Raw genomic sequence first — 18,870 nt, forward strand, 5'->3', positions numbered from 1 at the left:
TAAAAGCCGCCTTACCAAGGTTTCAAACCTCGTAAGGTGGCTGATACTGTTGTAAATTGTTACTTCAGCAACACTTTAGTAGCACCATAACCAAACTTTTCTTTACGGGCATCCATAAAGGTTTGTACTTTTTTATGTCTGCCTAATTGTTTGTGCAGCTCATTACGCAGTGTGCCATTGCCCGCGCCGTGTATGAAAGTAATATCAGGTAGTTGATGAACAATAGCCGCATCCAGCGCTTTGTGAAAATGGGCCAGCTGAATCTCCATAATCTCAGCGCTGCTTAAAAACTGATAATCGTCGCGCAGCTTTTCTATATGCAGGTCAACTTCGCTAACCGGCTTTTCAATCACTATTTTTTCTGTAGGGCTTTCAAAAAAGCTTTCCTTCAGTTTTTGAGCATCAATAATCAGTTCAGGCTCGTCGAGCCTGATGAGCCAGCCGGCCTGGTTAAGGAATGGAATGTTCTTTTTAGTGGTTGAGAAATCCTTGGCCTTAAACTTTTCATGTACAGCCAACGGTGCCGGTGGTTCAACGTTTTGTTTGGTACTGAATAAAACGCTGAAAATAAACTTTGGCCAAACCTGCAGATCGGCCAGTTGGGCGGAGTAGATATTTTCGGTTGATTTTGGCGCGATGATCCCTGCAAATTCGCCTTTAAATACCTGTTGCTTATCTGTGATTAAAGTAGCCAGCAACTGAAACGAAGTTTCATTGATTAAATGAAAATGTACGACAGAACTTGCCCTGGCATCAGTAACCACGCCTATATAAACGCCTTTTTTTACAAATTCACCTGGTGTTAAGGGCTTTTCAGCCGTTGTATTGTTGCTTTTTGTCGCCCCTGCCGGTTGGTAACCATGAACGTAAGTTACTTTACTGGCCAGTACCGGAATCTCAAAATCGTCTTCGCCGGTAACGCCTATCATCTGTTCGTCGATGATGCGCGTTACAAAACCTTCCATTTTTTCATCAACAAACCGAACAAAATCGCCTAATTTATATTTCATAGCATTATGTTATTGCAATGCAAAGTTAATTTATCCCGGCACATCTGTCCGGGTAATAAAACTTAGTTATTTTTAAGGTAAGTTTGATAAGCAATTGCGTGAAACAGCTTTTAAGAAATATATAAACCCTAACTATATACTTTTAACTTCATACCATGAGCAACAATACCCCTAAAACACTGGATAACGATTTGTTAAAACAGGTTTTTGTCCACAACCTGAACAGAATTTATTTTGGTAAGTGTTATCTTGATAAACATCTTGGGCACCTGAAAGGCCTCGCTTCTTTTACCGCATTGCAGCAAGCGATACAGGAGTTTTGGGACGATATCAAAAAACAGATAGAACGGATGAATAAGGTGTATACCCTGATTGATGAAATTCCATCTGATAAGAACTGTAACCCTATAAAGTCCATTGTTAAGGATGAGTTTTGCCTGGACGAAGAGCAAACTATACCTGTATTGCTGGATATGGATATTATGTTGTATCTGCAGTTACTTGAGCATATTAATATCACTTCGTGCCATATGTTAATAATGGTGGCCAAACAGCTTAATTATACTGAAGCTCAACAATTACTTACCGAGTGTAAAGATGAATCAATTGATAATGACGAGCTTTTTACGCTAATTTCCAAAGAATATATTGTTGCTGATTGAGAGGGGAAATAAGAAAGCCATCCGCATAGCGCAGATGGCTTAAATGTTAGTTATTTAATACCCCTATTAAAATAACTGGTAACAAAGTAAAAAAAAATATATCCGATACCGCAAAATATTTATTTATAAATAATCTTTGTGACAGCTTTGTTACAAAATAAGCTCTGATATAGCGATTTATCAAGCGATTTTTTGTTTTAAATTTTCCGATTAATGTTTCCTGCATATCGTTATTTAGTCCAATTAATTTAAATTGGCAACGAAATTTAAGACGTATGACCAAACCCATTATTTTATCTGCATTAGCCTGCATTGCATTTATACAGGCTAAGGCCCAAACCTTGTATATGCCCCGCGATATACAAAAAGCATTTAAAAACGAAACGCGCTCGGCTGATGGCCGCCCCGGCAAAAAGTACTGGCAAAATTATGGCCGTTATAATATCAGTATTACGGCTGTGCCTCAAAATCGTACTGTAAAAGGCACAGAACAGATCACTTATGTTAATAATAGTCCGGATACTTTAAAAAGGCTTAACATGAAGCTCATCCTGAACATTCATAAACCGGGTGCCGCCCGTTTTGGCGATGCAGGGGCTGACTATCTTACACCGGGCATTCAGTTTGATAGCTTTTCAATTAATGGCGAAGCAAAAAAAGTTGCATCAGGTTCAACAAATCAAATGGTTGGTTTAAGTAAGCCGTTGATGCCTCATGATTCTGTTAAGCTTGATATTGGCTGGCATTTTGAAATTTCGAAAGAAAGCGGCCGCGAAGGAATGATCGATTCAACTACCTGCTACCTGGCTTATTTTTATCCGCGGGTGTCGGTTTATGACGATTACAATGGCTGGGACAGGCTACCTTTTTTAGATGCCCAGGAATTTTACAACGACTTTAACGACTATACCCTGCACGTTACCGCGCCTAAAAACTACGTAGTTTGGGCTACCGGTACCCTGCAAAACCCTGAAGAGGTGCTTCAGCCTGAATATGCAAAACGATTGAAGGCTTCATTCACCAGTGATTCAACTATCAATATTGCATCGGCTGCTGAGCTTGCCGCCCATAAAGTAACGGCTCAAAAGGAGATGAACACCTGGACCTGGACCGCTAATGATATCAGCGATATGGCTGTAGGCATCAGTGATCATTATGTATGGGATGCGGCCAGCGTTGTGGTTGATGACGCAACAAACCGCCGCGCCAGTATGCAGGCAGCTTTTTTAGATAGCTCGGAAGATTTTCACCATGCGGTACAAAACGGCCGTAATTCATTAAGCTGGTTGTCCCACAACTGGCCGGGCGTACCATATCCGTTCCCCAAGATGACATCGTTTCAGGGCTTTGCAGATATGGAATACCCTATGATGGTTAACGATAGCCATACCAATGATGTGCGCTTTTCGCAATTTGTGCAGGATCATGAAATAGCGCATACCTATTTTCCTTTTTACATGGGTATTAATGAAAGCCGTTATGCATTTATGGACGAGGGCTGGGCAACCACATTTGAACTGTTGATAGGAACATCAGAAGTTGGCAAAGAAAAAGCTGAAGCATTGTACAAAAATTTCCGTGTTGACAGATGGATCCATGATGCTTCAACCGCCGAAGATCAGCCGGTTATTACACCATCGAGCGAATTGAGGGGTGGGTACGGTAATAATTCATATGGTAAGCCATCATTAAGTTATTTAGCGCTGAAAGACATGCTGGGCGATCAACTATTCAAAAGAGCCCTGCATGGATATATGGACCGCTGGCATGGCAAACACCCAATACCATGGGACTATTTTAACTCTATGAGTAATATTACAGGTAAAAACCTCGATTGGTTTTTCAATAACTGGTTCTTTACTAATTACTATATTGATCTGTCGATAAAAGGTGTAACCAAAGCAGCCGGTGGTTATACAGTAGCGATTAAAAACGTGGGCGGTTTTGTAATTCCGTTTGATGTAAAAGTTACTTATGCTGATGGTTCGGGCGAGAGCATTCATCAAACCCCCGTGGTTTGGGAAAAAAATCAAAAGCAAATGGCAGTAGATATTAAAACCACTAAGATCATTAAATCAGTTACTTTAGACGGCGGCATATTTATGGATGCCGATGAAAGTAACAATACATGGAATAAATAATAAAAAAGCTTATAAAATAATAAAACCCTGCTAACTGGCAGGGTTTTATTATTTTATAATAGTACTAAATATTATGCGTTCTGTACAGAATTGTTCCAGTCATTGGCAGTCGCTTTGACTTTTGATTTCGCTTCATCCGCGGCGTCACCTGCTTTGCCTGCAAGGTCGTCGGCTTTTGATTTTGCAGCATCAACAGCTTTATCTTTAGCGTCCCAAAGGTCGCTAACAGTTCCGCTAAACTTGGTTTTAGCTTTGTCAATCACACTATTGCTGTAATCTTTAATATCACCGGCTGTTGTTTGCGCTTTGGTTTTGGCAGTATCAACCAGGTCGTTTATATAATCTGCTATATCGCCTCTTAATTCTGTTCCTTTTTCAGGAGCTAACAATAAACCCAAAGCCGCGCCAGCTGCTGCACCTACCAATAGTGCTGCTATAATTTTTGCTTGATCTTTCATGTTCTTTTCTTTGTTTTATGTGTAGTCGATTTATGATATTATTGGAATAAACAACAACAATGCCAGTTTTTATTTGAAAGTAACATTCAAATATTAAGCTGATGTACGCAGCAGGTTAACAAAAAAATAAAGCAAAAAAAAGGCACTCAAACTTTGAGTGCCTGGTAGGCTTAATGATTATATTATAATTATATAACTTTTACATTTACCGCGTTAAGACCTTTACGGCCGTTTTCAACTTCGTATTCAACGGTGTCGTTTTCACGAACTTCGTCAATAAGGCCTGTTGAATGAACAAAAATATCCGGACCACCATTGCTTGGTACTATAAATCCGAAACCTTTTGTTTCATTAAAAAATTTTACTGTTCCTTGATTTTGCATTCTTTTATTTATTAATGCCGCCAAGGTAGTTATAATTTACCGTAATCAGCAATAGCCAAAGCGTAATTTAGGTGTAAACCAAATCTGTGGGATGGTATTTGGATTTTAGATAATTGATGGTCAGGCTACTATTGCCAAATGCCCTCCCTGTATGGTATCTTCCGAATCTTTTACTATTCCCCGTATCTTTTCATCCAGTTCGTTAACGGTATGTTCTATTATATTAAAGTAACCGAAATCAATATTTTCCATCCGCATGAGGTCTAATATGCCAAGCAAGGATGCCACCGGCCTCCGCAATTCGTGCGATTGTATGATAGCTATACGGTTAAGCGCCTCTTTTTGAATATTGATTTGTTCCTCGTGTCTTTTGCGTGTAGTAATATCTGTCGAGTTAATAGCTACCCCGATTACCTCGCCGCTACTATTTTTTACCGGGATAAATGAGGTTTCTTTCCAGCAGGCATTTGGCGTTCCCGACAGCAGTTCCCACTCTCGTTTAATGGAACGGCCGGTTAATGCTATCGCAAAGTATTTCGAAAATGAGTTTACCAGGGCCGGCTCTGTATAAGCGATAATATTATCACCATTGGCCAGTTTTTTATTATATAGGCTCCTGATAAAAACCGATGCAGATTTATTGAATGCCATAACCTCAAGATTACGGCCAACCAGGATATGGGTATCTTTTGAACTGTCGAAAATTGCTTTCAACTTCATTTCCGATTCGCTGATAGACGCTTTTTGTGATTGCGACTGCTGGTGCTGCTGCTCAAGCGAACGTAAACTTGAATTAAGTTCCATGAGGTTTATAACCTGCCTGGCCAGCGTTTTTAATGATTTAATCTGTTGCTGGTTAAGTTCATGGGGTTTAAAGTCAATAACACACAGGCTGCCAAGGGCATGGCCATCTTTAGTAATCAAAGGGGCACCTGCATAAAACCTTGCTTGTGGATCCTCAACAACAAGCGGGTTGGTGTTAAAGCGTTTGTCATTAAGCAGGTCGGGCACAACCAACACCTGTTTTTGGATAATGGTGTAATTACAAAATGAGAAATCACGTGGGGTACAGCTGATATTGGTGCCGGTAGCGGCTTTAAACCACTGCATGTCGGTATCGAGCAAAGTAACCAGGGCGACGGGAGTGCCGCAGATCTGAGCTGCTAATCCTACTATATCATTTAAATCAACCGCGATGTCGCTATCCAGATCCTTAAATCTCTTAACGGCACGCAGGCGCAGGGGTTCGTTATTCATTGTATATTGTATAAGGATTAGTAGGTTTTTTATATATCCAATACGAAGCCTACGCGCACTATAATAATAATGAGCTTATTAAACACATACGCAATAGTTTAGCTAATAGTTGTATAAATTACAGAATAAAAAGACATAATGGCAATGATTTTATTACAATTTAACTGGTTAATCGTACGGCTGTTAAAAACTAATCGCTCATGTGTTTAAAGAATATGTGGCATAATTCAACTTTTAGTTTTTTAAAGGTTTAAGTTTGCCAGAAAACCGCGCTCGGTTTATCTCATAAATTGAAAATTAATACATGAAGGCCTTTATATTCGACCTCAACGGCACTATGATCAATGACATGCCTTATCATACCAAAGCATGGCAATATCTTTTAAATACCGACCTTGGCGGCAGCTTTACCTGGGATGAAGTAAAACCACAGATGTACGGCAAAAATCAGGAAGTACTGGTACGTATGTTTGGCCCTAACCGCTTTACTACCGAGGAAATGAACAGGCTTTCGTACCTTAAAGAACAGCGCTACCAGGATGAGTTTTTACCCCACCTGGCACTATTGCCCGGCTTGCATGAGTTTTTGGAAAAAGCTTATCAAAACGGTATCCCTATGGCTATCGGTTCAGCCGCTATTCCTTTTAACATTGATTTTGTACTGGATAACCTTAACATCAGGCATTATTTTAAAGCAATAGTAAGCGCCGATGACGTAGTACTAAGTAAACCCCATCCAGAAACATTTTTAAAAGCTGCCGAATTGCTGAATACATTGCCCACAGATTGCATTGTGTTTGAGGATGTACCTAAAGGTGCTGAAGCTGCCGCTAATGCAGGTATGAAAGCTGTTGTACTTACTACCACCCATCAAATAGATGAGTTTTCCGAATTGCAAAACGTAATTCATTTTGCCGATGATTTTACGGATGATTTTGTTGGTAGCCTGGTATAATAAATAGCCAGGGCAAACGCATTTTAATATTTAGTGATGATGGCTTGTTGTTAATATAGCTAACGAAATAAGGTTATGATATAAGTGCCCTTGGTGCCGGTTAAATAACCCAGGTCTCATCGTCACCGGCTTTTGCCAATAACAACTATAAACATTCGGATGTGCTTAATTGCTCAGAAAATTCAGTTTAGTGTTAACCCTGTTGAAATACAAGTAATTGATTGTGAGTTGTTTGTATGTGTGTTATTTGAAAAGTGTTAACTCATGTTAACCCCATTTAGATGCGTTTAACCTGAATAAACAGCAGGGTTTGTTATTTTATTACTTGTTTTAGCGTATAATTGTTGAGTGTCTGTTTATAAACCTGACCCGGACCTTTTACGATGAAACTTAAATTCAGCCTGCTTTTGCTCCTGCACAGTATGTGCATGCAGTGATCATATTTATGCGCCGGCCATGCACTATAGCGATATTGCTTATCTGCCTAAACCGGTATCTGCCGATGCTGTCAAATCGACAAATTATATTTCGGGGCGCTAGTAGTTGATGAAAGCCCTAATTACTCAGACGAGTTGGTTAGTGCACAGCTTAATTTTAGCCGCGCACATACATTTGATCATTTCAACCCGGCTTGCGGTGCTTTGGTACATTAGGTAATTATCATAACAGCGAATTGGAGCCGCAAGATCCCAACTACTTTAAAAATAAGTTCTTTGGAACGGCAGGAGGGAGGTTGTCGGGAACTTTTTTGTGAGTAGCGGACATATCGATTTTCGCTTTATCGATTTTGAAGCGGCGAGGGAATTTATTTGTGCGAGCATCGTAACCACATCGGCATGGGGCGAATAAATAGTGAATAAGTGTCTATTATTATTGTAAAAAGCACAATTAATTTACACATTTGACTAACAATTGTAAATTAATGCGTTTTTAACAGGTATAACACAGCAAATTTGCAAGCTTATATCGAATGTTATTCTATATTTGTTTTTACCATAAAATTATTACTGTTTATAAATGCTCAAGTACTCCAAGCAAACAAGGTTATTATTAGCTGTTGATTGTATCATTTTTGGCTTTGATGGCGAAGTTTTAAAGATCCTATTGATAAAAAGAGGCTTTCAACCCGAAAAGGGAAACTGGAGCCTGATGGGCGGCTTTGTTCAGCCAGATGAAAGTCTTGATCAAAGTGCCAACCGCATTTTAAAGCAATTAACCGGTTTGGAGGGCGTGTACCTTGAACAATTATATACTTTTGGGCAACCCCAGCGTGACCCTATTGAGCGTACAGTATCTGTAGCATACTTTGCACTGGTTGACATCCATAAATATGAAGCCCAGATCAGTGATGATTACCATGCCGAATGGTTTCAGCTTAAACGCGCCCCTAAATTGATATTTGACCAGCAGGAAATGGTTGAGCAGGCTCGCAAACGCATCCGCTACAAAGCAGCTATGCACCCTATCCTGTTTGAGCTTTTGCCCACCAAGTTTACTATCCCGCAATTGCAAACTCTTTACGAAAGCGTGTTTAATACCACTATTGATAAACGTAATTTTAGTAAAAGAGTGCTGGCAACCGGTTTACTCATTAAACTGGCCGATAAGGATAAAGCAGGCTCAAAACGCGGTGCTTATTATTACCAGTTAAATATGCAAAACTATTATGCCAAGTTCCAGGCATTTATGAACTTTATTCCTAATCCCGATTCGTTATAACATTTTCTGAATCGTTTTTTTATTTCACCTTTATGCCTGTATTACCTGCAGAAGGTTTAATATTTTTGAATAACAGTCAAAACTAACTGTACCTGAGCCTATTTTATTTAACATTCTTCAACCATACCACTTTTTATCCGTATAATAGCTTTAGGCTATATCATGAACCGTTAGTCCGTTTTGCAAATATTAATTAATGAAAAAAAACGTAAGCTTTTTAGTATTACTGTTGCTTGCTGTATCTGAATGTTTCGGCCAATTCAGGGAGGTTAATAAACTAAAAAAAGACTTGCCCTTAACGCATGACAGCATACAATATGTAAATACGCTTAACAGGCTGGGGATGCTTATGTATGAGCAAAATATCGACAGTGCTTTCAATTATGCTAAAAAGGCAAGAACTATAGCTGAACGGCTTGGCTATAAGGCTGGGAAGGCCGATGCACTAAATGTTATAGGCATTGTTTATGATCTTAAAGGCAATCTACAGCTTTCACTGCGCTATTATAACGAGGCTTATAACCTTTACAAAGAATTAAATGATACCTCAAACGTTGTACAGGGGTTAATGAACATTGGCCTTGTGTTTAACGAGAACAAGGAAGATAAAAAAGCGATAAACTTTTTTAAGCGGGCATTAAACATTGGTAAAACCCTGCAGCGCGACTCTATCATGGCGTTGGTGCTGTGCAATTACCTGCTCCTATACCCCGAGCAAATCCCCAAAGATTCGGTTGAAGTTTACCTTGATAAAGCACGCGAAATTGGCACAAGGTATAAAGATAAACGTATGCTCGTTGAAGCAGACCAGGTACAGGGATTGCTATACCTTCAAAGCAACAAGCGTGAACAAGGTGTGGCGCTTTTACAAAAAGCAGTAGATAATGGTTTGGCCATGGAGCTTTATTACCTGAGCCTTGATATAGTCATGAACCTTGGCGACTTGTACTTCGAAAATAATGTTCCCAAAGCTATTGAATACTACAAACAGGGACTTTTTATCGCCGAAAAAAGCGGCTATCACTATTATGAAAAAGTCTTCGGGAAAAAATTATATGATATTTATATTGCTCAAAATAATCTGCCCGAAGTACAGCGCTACAGTTCAAAATTGCTGAAACTATATGACGACGAGGAGAAGTACACTAATACAACAGGTTTTGATTATATTGATTATGCCCTGAAAGACCAGGAACTGGAAGCTATAACCATCCGGAGCCAAAACAGGCAGGTGCTTGCGATTGTACTTGGTGTTTTATTTGTGATAACCGCCATTACCGTAATATTTACTTACCGACTGTACAACCTGAAGAAAAAGCATGGCCAAACATTGGAAGAACTTAATCACACCGTACAGCTACGAAACGAAAAGCTGCAAATAGATCATGAATTCAACAACCGGCTGGTATCTATTCTTGCGCATGATTTCAGGCAGCCAATAGGTGCACTCAAAACACTGGCAACGGTACTTAAAGACGCCGATACTTTTACACGGGAAGAGTTGATGGAATTGGTAGATACAATGGAGCATTCTTCAAATATTTCGTTGGAGATTTTTGAAAATATCTTGCAATGGATCAAACAGCAATTGTCGGGCTTTAATTACAAAGCTGTTCCATTGCCATTAAAGGATCTTATTGATGAGGCTATACAACCATTTTACTTAATGGGGAAAGACCGTGGACTTAAGTTCGTAATCACAGTGGACCCGGCCATTGTTATTCATGCCGACAAGGAGCTGGTACAGTTTATCCATCGCAATTTTATACATAACGCCATTAAGTTTTCGCCAGATAATTCAACCATTACTATAGGTGCGTCAAGCGATAACAACGATATAACTGTTTGTGTACAGGACGAAGGAAAAGGTATTTCACCCGATAAGCTGAAGTTGCTCTTTAATTTTAAAGCCAACATGCAGTACAGTAACGAAAAGGAAAAAGGCGCGGGCGTAGCGCTCATGATCTGCAAAGATTTTACCGAAAAAATGAATGGCCGGATCTGGGTTGAAAACAACAAGGAAAAAGGGGCTATTTTCTGCTACTCATTGCCCAATATTCATTAACCTCTTCATTGTAATTTTTAAATTACCTGTTGAAAAACAACATTTTAAGTTCGTAAATTTCAGTTCAAATACAGTTTGCTATAACCTGTTATTAAACCTATAATTTATGAAAACTTACTTATTACTGTTTGCAGCGCTACTGCTTTCTGCTTATTCCTTTGCCCAGCAAATACCTGCCCGCTGGGACGAGCTTGTTGCCTCAGATTTTCCCGCTGCGCTCGAAAAATCGTCGAAAACCTGCATCCTGCCCATTGGGATCCTGGAAAAACACGGCCCCCATTCCCCTTTTAGGCACCGACCTGATCCACGTACGTGAGTGGGCGGCCCACGCTGTTAAGTCGGAATATGCTGTTGTATTTCCCGATTATTTTTATGGGCAGATCAATGAGGCACGTCATCAGCCCGGAACGTTTGCGCTGCCAAGCAAAGTGATCTGGGATTTACTGGAAGCTACCTGTGATGAAATTGCGCGAAACGGGTTTGATAAAATAGTAATACTGAACGGCCATGGCGGCAACCCCGAGTTTATCCAGTTCTTTATGCAATCTCTGCTCAACAAACGTCACAACTATGCAGTATATTTTTATAACCCGCATGGTGCAGATAAGGAATACACAGATCAATACCGCAAAATGCATAAATCAGCTATTGAAGGTGATCAGCATGCCGGCGAAAGTGAAACCGCGTCGATGCTTTACTATCGCCCAGATCTGATGAAGATGGATAGAGCGGCATCGCAATCGGGCGATAATCAGCACCGTTTAAACCTGGCCAATATTTATACACCTATATGGTGGTATGCCGCTTACCCTAACCACTATGCCGGTGAAGGTGCTAAAGCTACACCCGAATTTGGCAAATTTATAGCAGAGCATGAAATAGCCAGCTTTGTACAAGCGCTCAAAGCAATTAAGGCCGATACCAGTACCATCAAATTGCAAAATGAGTTTTTTGATAAGGTAGATGCGTTGAATAAGTGATCTAAATAACCAGACTTACGAAGTAATTAAACTTCGTAAGTCTTCAATATGCTAATCAGTCCTCCTTAGCTCCCAAAACCTCGTCTATCATCCCAAAAGCTTTAGCTTCTTTAGCTATCATCCAGTAATCTCTGTCGGATACTTCATAAACCCTGTCGTAGCTTTGCCCGCTGTGTTTGGCTGTGATCTCATACAGTTCTCGCTTCATTTTAGAGATCTGCCGGGCAGCAATTTCGATATCCGATTCCTGCCCCTGCGCTCCGCCTGATGGCTGGTGCAGCATCACCCGTGAATGCGGCAACGCAGCCCGTTTGCCATTGGCACCGGCGCAAAGTAATGTCGAAGCCATTGAGGCAGCCATACCGGTACAGATAGTAGCCACATCGGGCGATATAAACTGCATAGTATCATAAATCCCCAGTCCGGCATACACAGAACCGCCCGGTGAATTGATATAGATCTGGATATCCTTTTTGGCATCGGCCGATTGCAGGAACAGCAATTGCGCCTGGATGATATTAGCCACCTGCTCATCTATCGCAGTGCCCAGGAAAATAATCCTATCCATCATCAGCCTCGAAAAAACATCCATTTGCGAGATATTGACCTGTCGCTCTTCCATAATATAGGGCGTCATACCCATCCTTAATTGGCTGTTATTTACCTGCGAAATAAACCTGTCGACATGTAAACTTTGGACACGGCGATGCCCCACCGCATATTTGCGGAACTCGTTTTGATTGATATTCATAAAATTTGATGTTTAGCGTTTACCGAACAAACGCATGACCTTTTGCCTGAAACCCGCATGCTCAGGCAAGCTGAATAGCTTTTGATGTACGGTTTCAATTTCGGCCTTAAGGCTGTTACGGCCATATTGCTGCACGAGGGCCAGAGTTTGTTTATGCCACATCACCTTATACTTAAGGCCAGGGTTGATGATCAGTTTGGCCTCGAACAATAGCGCCTCGTCAGGTGCAGCTTGGCCAAGCACATGGTCATCAATTTCTTTGATCTCATTCAATGAAGTCCTCATAAGCCAGTGATTGTTCTTTAACCTTTTCCCTTACTTTTTCAATGCATTTATACTTCTGCACAGTAGCTGATCGTTCGCCCGCGTAGCCAAACAAATCCGCAAGCTCCTTCATGGGCAGTCTATGATAATAAAAAGCGCTTAGCAACTCCATGCATTTTTTGCCGGCCGTTTCCAGGTATCTTATTAGTTTAACTGCCGATGGCTGATCTTCAGTTTCATCTGTAACATCAAAATCTTCGGCGCAATTATCAAGCGGCAGGTTATGGCGGTCACCCTTAAACTTTTTGAACCAAAGATGTTTGGCAATACCCAGCAGGTAAGCCTTTTCAGCGTTATGCGGTGACAGATCACCGTTTAACGTCTTTTCATAATAAATAACAAGGGCATCCTGAAAAATATCTTTCGCATCATCAAAAGAGCCGCCCATTTTGCTTACATATTTAGCCACTGTTGGGAAAGCGCTTTGGTAAAGCTTCGTAATGAGTTTTTCCCTTCGGGCGGCCGGTTTATCAAAAACTATCTCATGTGTCATGATCAGTGCGTTTAATAGTAAGTGCGCAAAACGAGAGATATATCACCGTGAATTTAGAAAATTATTCCCGGCAAAAGGGTAATGGAATTATTTTCATCGTTATATAGAAAAAAAACTGAAGGGATGGCTGTTGCTTTATCATAAGCTGCCCTTTTAAGACCAACACATTCCAGGTCATTTCAATACAATAAAGTACTATTGAGGGATGGCGAAAAATTATGCCTTTTTCGTAAACTCCTTCTGATACATCAGCGGACTTTTACCCGTTACCTGCTTGAAGTGTTTATGAAAAGTAGAAAAGTTATTAAAGCCGCTGTCGTAACAAAGCTGCTTGATGTTGAGCTTGTTTTCAATCAGGAGTTTGCAGGCGTAACCCACTTTTATCTCGATTACAAACTGCGAGTAGGTTTTACGGGTTTTTGATTTAAAGTACCTGCAAAACGAGTTCGCGCTCACGCCGGCGATATCGGCAATTTCTTCCAGGTAGATCTTTTTGCGGAAGTTACGTACCGAGTACTCATAAATGTTATTGAGCCTTTCGCTTTCCGATTCGTTATGATCGTATTTGAAGCCAATTGAAGTTAGATAGTTAAGCGGTGAACTGCCTGCTATGGTATTCAATGCTTTAAGCAGCATGATGATCCTTTCGGCTCCATCGGTATTGAGCATAGTGGCTAAAATAGAGGCCACCTGCTTTTTTATTTCACCTGTTATTTGCAAGCCACGTTTTGAACGTTCAAGCAGTACTTTTATTAGCTTATTTTCCGGGAGCTGAAGAAACTGATCTCCCCAAAAGTTTTCGCAAAAATGTACCACGATCGTATCAACCGGCACCTGTTCGTTGCCATTATTAAAGTACATGTCGTCAAAGCGCCAGTAATGAGGCAGGTTTGATCCAACCAGTACCATATCGCCGTCTTCAAACTGTTTAATGCTATCGCCTATAAACTGCGTTCCGCCACCTTTGATGAAATAAATCAGCTCCAGTTCGGGGTGGCAATGCCAGCGGTTATTGATATCCGGTAATACATCATGCCTTACGCTAAAGGAATGCGCAGGATCGGCAGAAACTTTAAGTAAAAGCGGCTTCATTCAGTTTTATTTACAAATAAATGGCTAAATGTAATTAAAAAATGTAAAAAAAGCTTATTTTTTAGAAAAGTGTATAATTTGTTCTTTTTTTAACATTATCTTCAACTACCAATTAAACCCGAACCAATTTGCAATGAAACCTAAGTGTATTTTAATTTCACTATTAATCTTATTTTCATTTTTTTCAAAGGCTCAAACCCACTACAAGCCCGGCTATGTTATTACTATTAACGGCCAAACCATCCGGGGGTTTATTAACGAAAAAGAGTGGGATGCCAACCCGACAGTTATCAATTTCAAAACCACGTTAAACGAGGCCGAAGTAAAAAACTTTACGCCCAATGATATCATCTATTTTGAAATCATCAACACGGTAGCGTATCAGCGTTACAGTGGTTTTGTTAGTACTGATGAAACAAATATTTCAAAATTGTCGCGCGGCCGCGATTCAAGTAAAAAGCAGGATATTATATTCTTGAAACTGCAGCAAAAAGGGCCTAACGTTTCTCTTTATTCCTATAACGATGCAATTAAAATGCGGTATTTTATAGCCGACAATAAGGCCGGCACAACCTTTGAGTTGTTATTTAAACAATATTTTATTCCCGACATGGGGCCTGTTACCCACATCGAAAATGAATTTATACCCCAGTTATATGATCTGGGCACAAAATATAACCCTTCATCGGCAGAGTTAAAACAAGAAATTGAACAGGCCAGCTATAAAACTCCTGTTTTAAGGAAAATATCACAAATGATAAACGACATGCCTGTAGACAATACGCACTACGAAACACTATCATCCTTTGATTTCTTTATTGGCGCAGGCGTATCTGGCAGTAAATTTAAATTCGGGGGCGAATTACCGTTTCGAAATGCTACCGACAGTAAAACAACGTATGGCCCAACATTTTCGGCAGGCGTTAACTTTTACACAAATGCCAAAATTGGCCGGGCCGTGTTCAGAGCTGAACTGATGTATTGGACAAGCTCTAACGAAACAATGGCCGATCTTTATTATGGTCAACCTGATAAGCCCAAAATAAAATATCATTTTGATCAGCGTAATATAACTGCATATCCGCAATTTATTTATTACTTATACAACAATAATGCAGTAAAATTTTATGGAGGTATAGGCATAACTGTAAGTTTTGCCAAATACACTCAGGTAATCAGTTCGACAAGCACATCGGCCTCAAATAATAACTTGTTATCGTTCGATAAAAATTGGCTGGGATTTCCGATAAGAACCGGTTTAATCATCAACAAAGCATTTGAGATCAATGCTTCTTATGCAATTCCTGCAACGATAAATAGCGGCGATAAAACATCGGGAAATTATTCAATTAAACAGAGCAGCTTTAAGGCGGGAATAAATTATCATTTTTTAATTAATTAAAAGATGATGTATTAACTATTTAATTGCCGTTAATAATTCATAATATTAATAAGAGCGTAAAGAAAATAAGCAATATTTAATTGAAATCTTAAATATCATAAAACCCCGAGCGATGCATTAACGTATAATTAATAAAAAAGGGGCGTTCCGTATCTCACCTCGGAACGCCCTGCAGTTATTTGATGATAACATCAACTAAATCTCAGATCATCATGTTTTTGATCTGAACTCTCCATCTTTCTCAGGGATGGGAAGGTTTTTAATATTTTGAACCTTGCCGTTCATTAAAACGGTGGCGGTCCGCCGGGGCCGCCGCCAGGAGGTGGACCACCTGGTCCGCCACGTTCCATCGTTGGTCTTTTGCCGGCAAATTTTTGCAACTTAAGTGTAAAGGTTAACAGGTAGTAACGACCCAAACGGTTACTGTTGGTTTGAGTGATGTAGCTGCCGTTTTGAGTGGTTGTATAACCGGTGTTTTCATTAAACACATCCATTACCGAAAAACGCAGGGTACCGGCATTGCCTTTTAAAAAGCGGCGCTCCACGTAAGTATTCAAAATATTAGGATTGGTAGCACCGGTATAGCCGTAATAAATCATTTTTGAATAATCATAGCTCAGCGTCCAGTCTTTAAAATAGCTTTTGCCGTTAAGGCCAAGGTTAAGGGTTTGGAAATTGCTGTTAACGTTTGCCTGTTTGATGGAGTTGCTTGAGGTATTAACGCTATAGGTAGTGCTTGCTTCGGCATCAATAACGTCGGTGATGCTTACCCTAAAGCGTGCGCCTTGAGATAATACCAGGTTTTTGGCTATATTCTTTTCGGTTGTCATGTTATAGGTAGCAGAGTCGACATTACTTATATATGAGACGTTGTTATTGTATGAAATGTTACCAATCATGAACAAATTATATTTTCTTTTTTGCCATGGCTTGGCAAACACGTAAAATCCCTGTGCCGAATAATAGCCATCGGCATTTAAATATTGAGTTAAGATGCTTCCCGCAAGCTTACTGTTAGGCGTATAATTTCTGGGATAGGTAATGGTATTGGCTACTATCTTATTATCCGTTTTGATGAACGACAGGTTGCTGAAAAACACATTACCGCTTTCAAAATTGAATTTATTGTATTTTAACGACAGCGTGTTGTTGAACTCCGGTTTCAGATCGGGGTTACCTTGTACCGGGTATGATGCGTTACTAAAATCGGTAACCGGCTGCAACTCGGTATAAGTAGGCTGGTTGCTGCTACCATTATAGTTTAAGCTAAGTGACTGACTGCGCGAAAAGTTATAAATGAACCTTGCAGTAGGCGCCCAATTGAACGTATTGTTATTAGTAGTAAATGGTATGCCATCAACTATCGACGATCCTTTTAATAGCGTAGGCTGTGCTACCACACCCAGGGTATAGTTATATTTCTTGTCGATAAAACGGTAGTTAAGCCCAAACCGGTTGGTAACAAAGGTAGAATTGTAGTTATTGCTCAGTAAGCCGTACCGGTTTATATTTCCGTCATCAGCCAGGGTATCGGTTGCCCTGTCGGCAGTGGTGTAAGCATAATGATATGCATAGTTAAGTTCCAGGTAACCTTTTTTACTCACAGGCTCCATATATGATACTGTAGTCCCCACGCTATCGGTACGGCTATCGGTATTAATAAACTGGTTTAAAGGCGCATTCCGGACTCCGTCAATATAGGTGTAAACCGGGTTTTGATATTTGTTAATGGTATAGCTGCCTGTTCCAACATTTACGCTAAAGTTGCGTCCGTGACTGTTAAACCTATGATTAAATAATACATTAACGCCATAGTTGGGCTCCGTTGATTTACTAAGGTTGGCGAGGCTGTAGTTTGATACCGTTTCCGAATTCCGGAGCAGCAAGCTGGTTGCATCAGATGTAGTATTGATACTTGCGTAAGCATACGTTGGGGTAATTTTTACATAATTTACCGTATCTGGCTTGTACTCAATGTTGAAGTTTACCCGGTGGTTAAGCTTTTCGTCCTGCTGGTTATTGGTTTGTGTATTGGTGCTCGGGTTGGTTGATGAAAGATTATTTTGAATGGTACTGCTGATGGTGTTCACCGAATTATCGGCAAAGCTGTAACTACCATAAGCGGTAATCTTCTTACCCCAGCTATCGCGATAATTGAACCCGAATGAACGTGCGGTAGTGATCCCGTTTGATGAATTACTATTACCTCCCGGAGGCCCACCCGGTCCGCCGCCTCTTGGACCACCACCCCCAAAGCTAAACAGATTGGTATTGGTATTGTTAAGGTTACCTAAAAAGGCAAGCTGCCTGTTGCCGTTAAAGCTAAACACATTGGCCGAAGCCACATACCTGTTGCTCTCCTTATCGCTTGAGACACCGGGAATGGCATCACGGCCCCCTCCTAAGCTGGCCTGACCAAAGTAACCATAGTTTTTATTTTGCTTAATGGTAATGTTCAGTACCTTATCCGGTTCGCCGGTTTTTACACCTGTGAGATTTGCCTGATCGCCATAGTCATCAATGATCTGGATATTTTGTACGATATCGGCAGGTAGGTTTTTAGTGGCTGTTTTAACATCGCCTCCAAAAAAATCCTTGCCGTTAACACGCACTTTAGTCACGCTTTTGCCCTGAGCGGTGATATTGCCGTCTTTATCAACATCCATGCCCGGCAGCTTTTTAATTACATCTTCAACAGGGGCATTATCGCGCACCTTGTAAGCATCGGCGTTAAATTCAATGGTATCCTCCTTCAATTTTACCGGGTTCACATCCGCAATAACAACAGTATTAAGCATGGTTGTTTCTATTTTCAGAATAACCGGAGGTAAATTAACCGGCTTGTTATCATTAGCCAGTACAAACCTGCGCCTGAGCGGTTGATAGCCTATCGAGCTAAAAACTAAGCTAAACTGGCTTACTGTTACATTGTTAAAGGTAAAAGTACCGTCGGTGCCGGTAATAACGGTGGTACTATCGGTTCCGGTAAGCATTTTTACAGTGGTACCTGCAACCAGGTAACCGGTAGAGTCTTTTACGACACCTTTAACCGTACGACCGGTTTCGGCTTTTGCGTTAAACGGTGTAGTAAACGCTAAGACAATAATTACTGCTAAGGAGTATAGGATTTTCATTTTATGCTGATTAACAGTCCCAAAACAATAGCAATAATTTTAGT

At 40.4% G+C, this 18,870-nt stretch carries 17 protein-coding genes; 8 read left to right on the forward strand and 9 right to left on the reverse strand.

Features of this window, described 5'->3' with window-relative positions:
• Nucleotides 1–59: 59 nt before the first annotated feature.
• Nucleotides 60–1,010 (reverse strand): Smr/MutS family protein, encoded by a 951-nt coding sequence (locus tag ACEN82_RS04725; RefSeq protein ID WP_413322543.1) that lies wholly within the window; start codon nucleotides 1,008–1,010, stop codon nucleotides 60–62.
• A gap of 155 nt (nucleotides 1,011–1,165) precedes the next feature.
• On the opposite strand from ACEN82_RS04725, the gene ACEN82_RS04730 reads away from it, so the two are divergent.
• Both ACEN82_RS04730 and ACEN82_RS04735 read left to right on the forward strand, forming a co-directional pair.
• On the forward strand, nucleotides 1,166–1,672 hold the full coding sequence (locus ACEN82_RS04730) for a DUF892 family protein (protein ID WP_274987161.1): 507 nt from the start codon (nucleotides 1,166–1,168) through the stop codon (nucleotides 1,670–1,672).
• A gap of 275 nt (nucleotides 1,673–1,947) precedes the next feature.
• Entirely contained in the window at nucleotides 1,948–3,813 is a 1,866-nt protein-coding gene (locus tag ACEN82_RS04735; protein WP_413322544.1) for a M1 family metallopeptidase, read from the forward strand.
• 71 nt (nucleotides 3,814–3,884) lie between these two features.
• Here the strand turns inward: ACEN82_RS04735 and ACEN82_RS04740 are convergent, their stop codons facing one another.
• The 3 genes from ACEN82_RS04740 to ACEN82_RS04750 form a co-directional block, all read right to left on the reverse strand.
• Nucleotides 3,885–4,271: a YtxH domain-containing protein gene (locus ACEN82_RS04740; protein WP_091170250.1), complete on the reverse strand. Its 387-nt coding sequence runs from the start codon at nucleotides 4,269–4,271 to the stop codon at nucleotides 3,885–3,887.
• 188 nt (nucleotides 4,272–4,459) lie between these two features.
• A complete protein-coding gene (locus ACEN82_RS04745; protein ID WP_090533335.1) occupies nucleotides 4,460–4,654 on the reverse strand; it encodes a cold-shock protein in 195 nt (64 codons plus the stop codon).
• 120 nt (nucleotides 4,655–4,774) lie between these two features.
• Nucleotides 4,775–5,911 carry a GAF domain-containing protein gene (locus tag ACEN82_RS04750; RefSeq protein WP_413322546.1) on the reverse strand — a complete coding sequence of 379 codons (1,137 nt, stop codon included), beginning with the start codon at nucleotides 5,909–5,911 and terminating at the stop codon, nucleotides 4,775–4,777.
• Nucleotides 5,912–6,215: 304 nt separating this feature from the next.
• Between ACEN82_RS04750 and ACEN82_RS04755 the strand changes: the two genes are divergently transcribed.
• From ACEN82_RS04755 to ACEN82_RS04775, 5 genes are all read left to right on the forward strand, one after another.
• Complete coding sequence (locus ACEN82_RS04755) at nucleotides 6,216–6,866, forward strand: HAD family hydrolase (protein WP_413322547.1); 651 nt, start codon at nucleotides 6,216–6,218, stop codon at nucleotides 6,864–6,866.
• Nucleotides 6,867–7,883: 1,017 nt separating this feature from the next.
• Nucleotides 7,884–8,585 (forward strand): NUDIX hydrolase, encoded by a 702-nt coding sequence (locus tag ACEN82_RS04760; protein ID WP_090533328.1) that lies wholly within the window; start codon nucleotides 7,884–7,886, stop codon nucleotides 8,583–8,585.
• A 196-nt stretch (nucleotides 8,586–8,781) separates the two neighbouring features.
• Nucleotides 8,782–10,650, forward strand: coding sequence for a tetratricopeptide repeat-containing sensor histidine kinase (locus tag ACEN82_RS04765; RefSeq protein ID WP_413322548.1), 1,869 nt, complete (start codon nucleotides 8,782–8,784; stop codon nucleotides 10,648–10,650).
• Between the two features lie 106 nt (nucleotides 10,651–10,756).
• The gene (locus ACEN82_RS04770; protein ID WP_413322549.1) at nucleotides 10,757–10,966 is read left to right on the forward strand and encodes a hypothetical protein; all 210 of its coding nucleotides are present in this window, start codon (nucleotides 10,757–10,759) and stop codon (nucleotides 10,964–10,966) included.
• Nucleotides 10,902–11,630, forward strand: a complete 729-nt coding sequence (locus ACEN82_RS04775) for a creatininase family protein (RefSeq protein ID WP_413322550.1) — start codon at nucleotides 10,902–10,904, stop codon at nucleotides 11,628–11,630. Before ACEN82_RS04770 ends, ACEN82_RS04775 begins: the two co-directional genes overlap by 65 nt.
• A 55-nt stretch (nucleotides 11,631–11,685) precedes the next feature.
• Here ACEN82_RS04775 and ACEN82_RS04780 read toward each other — a convergent pair whose 3' ends face one another.
• The 4 genes from ACEN82_RS04780 to ACEN82_RS04795 all read right to left on the reverse strand — a co-directional run bounded on the left by ACEN82_RS04780 (nucleotide 11,686) and on the right by ACEN82_RS04795 (nucleotide 14,290).
• Nucleotides 11,686–12,381 carry an ATP-dependent Clp protease proteolytic subunit gene (locus tag ACEN82_RS04780; RefSeq protein ID WP_413322551.1) on the reverse strand — a complete coding sequence of 232 codons (696 nt, stop codon included), beginning with the start codon at nucleotides 12,379–12,381 and terminating at the stop codon, nucleotides 11,686–11,688.
• Between the two features lie 12 nt (nucleotides 12,382–12,393).
• Nucleotides 12,394–12,666, reverse strand: coding sequence for a hypothetical protein (locus tag ACEN82_RS04785; protein ID WP_413322552.1), 273 nt, complete (start codon nucleotides 12,664–12,666; stop codon nucleotides 12,394–12,396).
• Nucleotides 12,647–13,198, reverse strand: a complete 552-nt coding sequence (locus ACEN82_RS04790; RefSeq protein ID WP_413322553.1) for an RNA polymerase sigma factor — start codon at nucleotides 13,196–13,198, stop codon at nucleotides 12,647–12,649. Before ACEN82_RS04790 ends, ACEN82_RS04785 begins: the two co-directional genes overlap by 20 nt.
• 216 nt (nucleotides 13,199–13,414) lie before the next feature.
• Nucleotides 13,415–14,290 (reverse strand): AraC family transcriptional regulator, encoded by an 876-nt coding sequence (locus ACEN82_RS04795; protein ID WP_413322554.1) that lies wholly within the window; start codon nucleotides 14,288–14,290, stop codon nucleotides 13,415–13,417.
• 133 nt (nucleotides 14,291–14,423) lie between these two features.
• Here ACEN82_RS04795 and ACEN82_RS04800 point away from each other — a divergent pair, with 133 nt between their 5' ends.
• The gene (locus ACEN82_RS04800) at nucleotides 14,424–15,692 is read left to right on the forward strand and encodes an outer membrane beta-barrel protein (protein ID WP_413322555.1); all 1,269 of its coding nucleotides are present in this window, start codon (nucleotides 14,424–14,426) and stop codon (nucleotides 15,690–15,692) included.
• 284 nt (nucleotides 15,693–15,976) lie between these two features.
• On the opposite strand, the gene ACEN82_RS04805 is transcribed toward ACEN82_RS04800, so the two are convergent.
• Entirely contained in the window at nucleotides 15,977–18,826 is a 2,850-nt protein-coding gene (locus ACEN82_RS04805) for a TonB-dependent receptor (protein WP_495644080.1), read from the reverse strand.
• Nucleotides 18,827–18,870 lie beyond the last annotated feature (44 nt).

It is taken from the genome of Mucilaginibacter sp. Mucisp73, from assembly GCF_059491465.1.

Coding starts and splice junctions, on each gene's coding strand:
- ACEN82_RS04780 (WP_413322551.1), bottom strand. CDS start 12,381: ATGAATATCAATCAAAACGAGTTCCGCAAATATGCGGTGGGGCATCGC.
- ACEN82_RS04740 (WP_091170250.1), bottom strand. CDS start 4,271: ATGAAAGATCAAGCAAAAATTATAGCAGCACTATTGGTAGGTGCAGCA.
- ACEN82_RS04765 (WP_413322548.1), top strand. CDS start 8,782: ATGAAAAAAAACGTAAGCTTTTTAGTATTACTGTTGCTTGCTGTATCT.
- ACEN82_RS04770 (WP_413322549.1), top strand. CDS start 10,757: ATGAAAACTTACTTATTACTGTTTGCAGCGCTACTGCTTTCTGCTTAT.
- ACEN82_RS04755 (WP_413322547.1), top strand. CDS start 6,216: ATGAAGGCCTTTATATTCGACCTCAACGGCACTATGATCAATGACATG.
- ACEN82_RS04790 (WP_413322553.1), bottom strand. CDS start 13,198: ATGACACATGAGATAGTTTTTGATAAACCGGCCGCCCGAAGGGAAAAA.
- ACEN82_RS04735 (WP_413322544.1), top strand. CDS start 1,948: ATGACCAAACCCATTATTTTATCTGCATTAGCCTGCATTGCATTTATA.
- ACEN82_RS04760 (WP_090533328.1), top strand. CDS start 7,884: ATGCTCAAGTACTCCAAGCAAACAAGGTTATTATTAGCTGTTGATTGT.
- ACEN82_RS04805 (WP_495644080.1), bottom strand. CDS start 18,826: ATGAAAATCCTATACTCCTTAGCAGTAATTATTGTCTTAGCGTTTACT.
- ACEN82_RS04730 (WP_274987161.1), top strand. CDS start 1,166: ATGAGCAACAATACCCCTAAAACACTGGATAACGATTTGTTAAAACAG.
- ACEN82_RS04745 (WP_090533335.1), bottom strand. CDS start 4,654: ATGCAAAATCAAGGAACAGTAAAATTTTTTAATGAAACAAAAGGTTTC.
- ACEN82_RS04725 (WP_413322543.1), bottom strand. CDS start 1,010: ATGAAATATAAATTAGGCGATTTTGTTCGGTTTGTTGATGAAAAAATG.
- ACEN82_RS04800 (WP_413322555.1), top strand. CDS start 14,424: ATGAAACCTAAGTGTATTTTAATTTCACTATTAATCTTATTTTCATTT.
- ACEN82_RS04785 (WP_413322552.1), bottom strand. CDS start 12,666: ATGAGGACTTCATTGAATGAGATCAAAGAAATTGATGACCATGTGCTT.
- ACEN82_RS04750 (WP_413322546.1), bottom strand. CDS start 5,911: ATGAATAACGAACCCCTGCGCCTGCGTGCCGTTAAGAGATTTAAGGAT.
- ACEN82_RS04795 (WP_413322554.1), bottom strand. CDS start 14,290: ATGAAGCCGCTTTTACTTAAAGTTTCTGCCGATCCTGCGCATTCCTTT.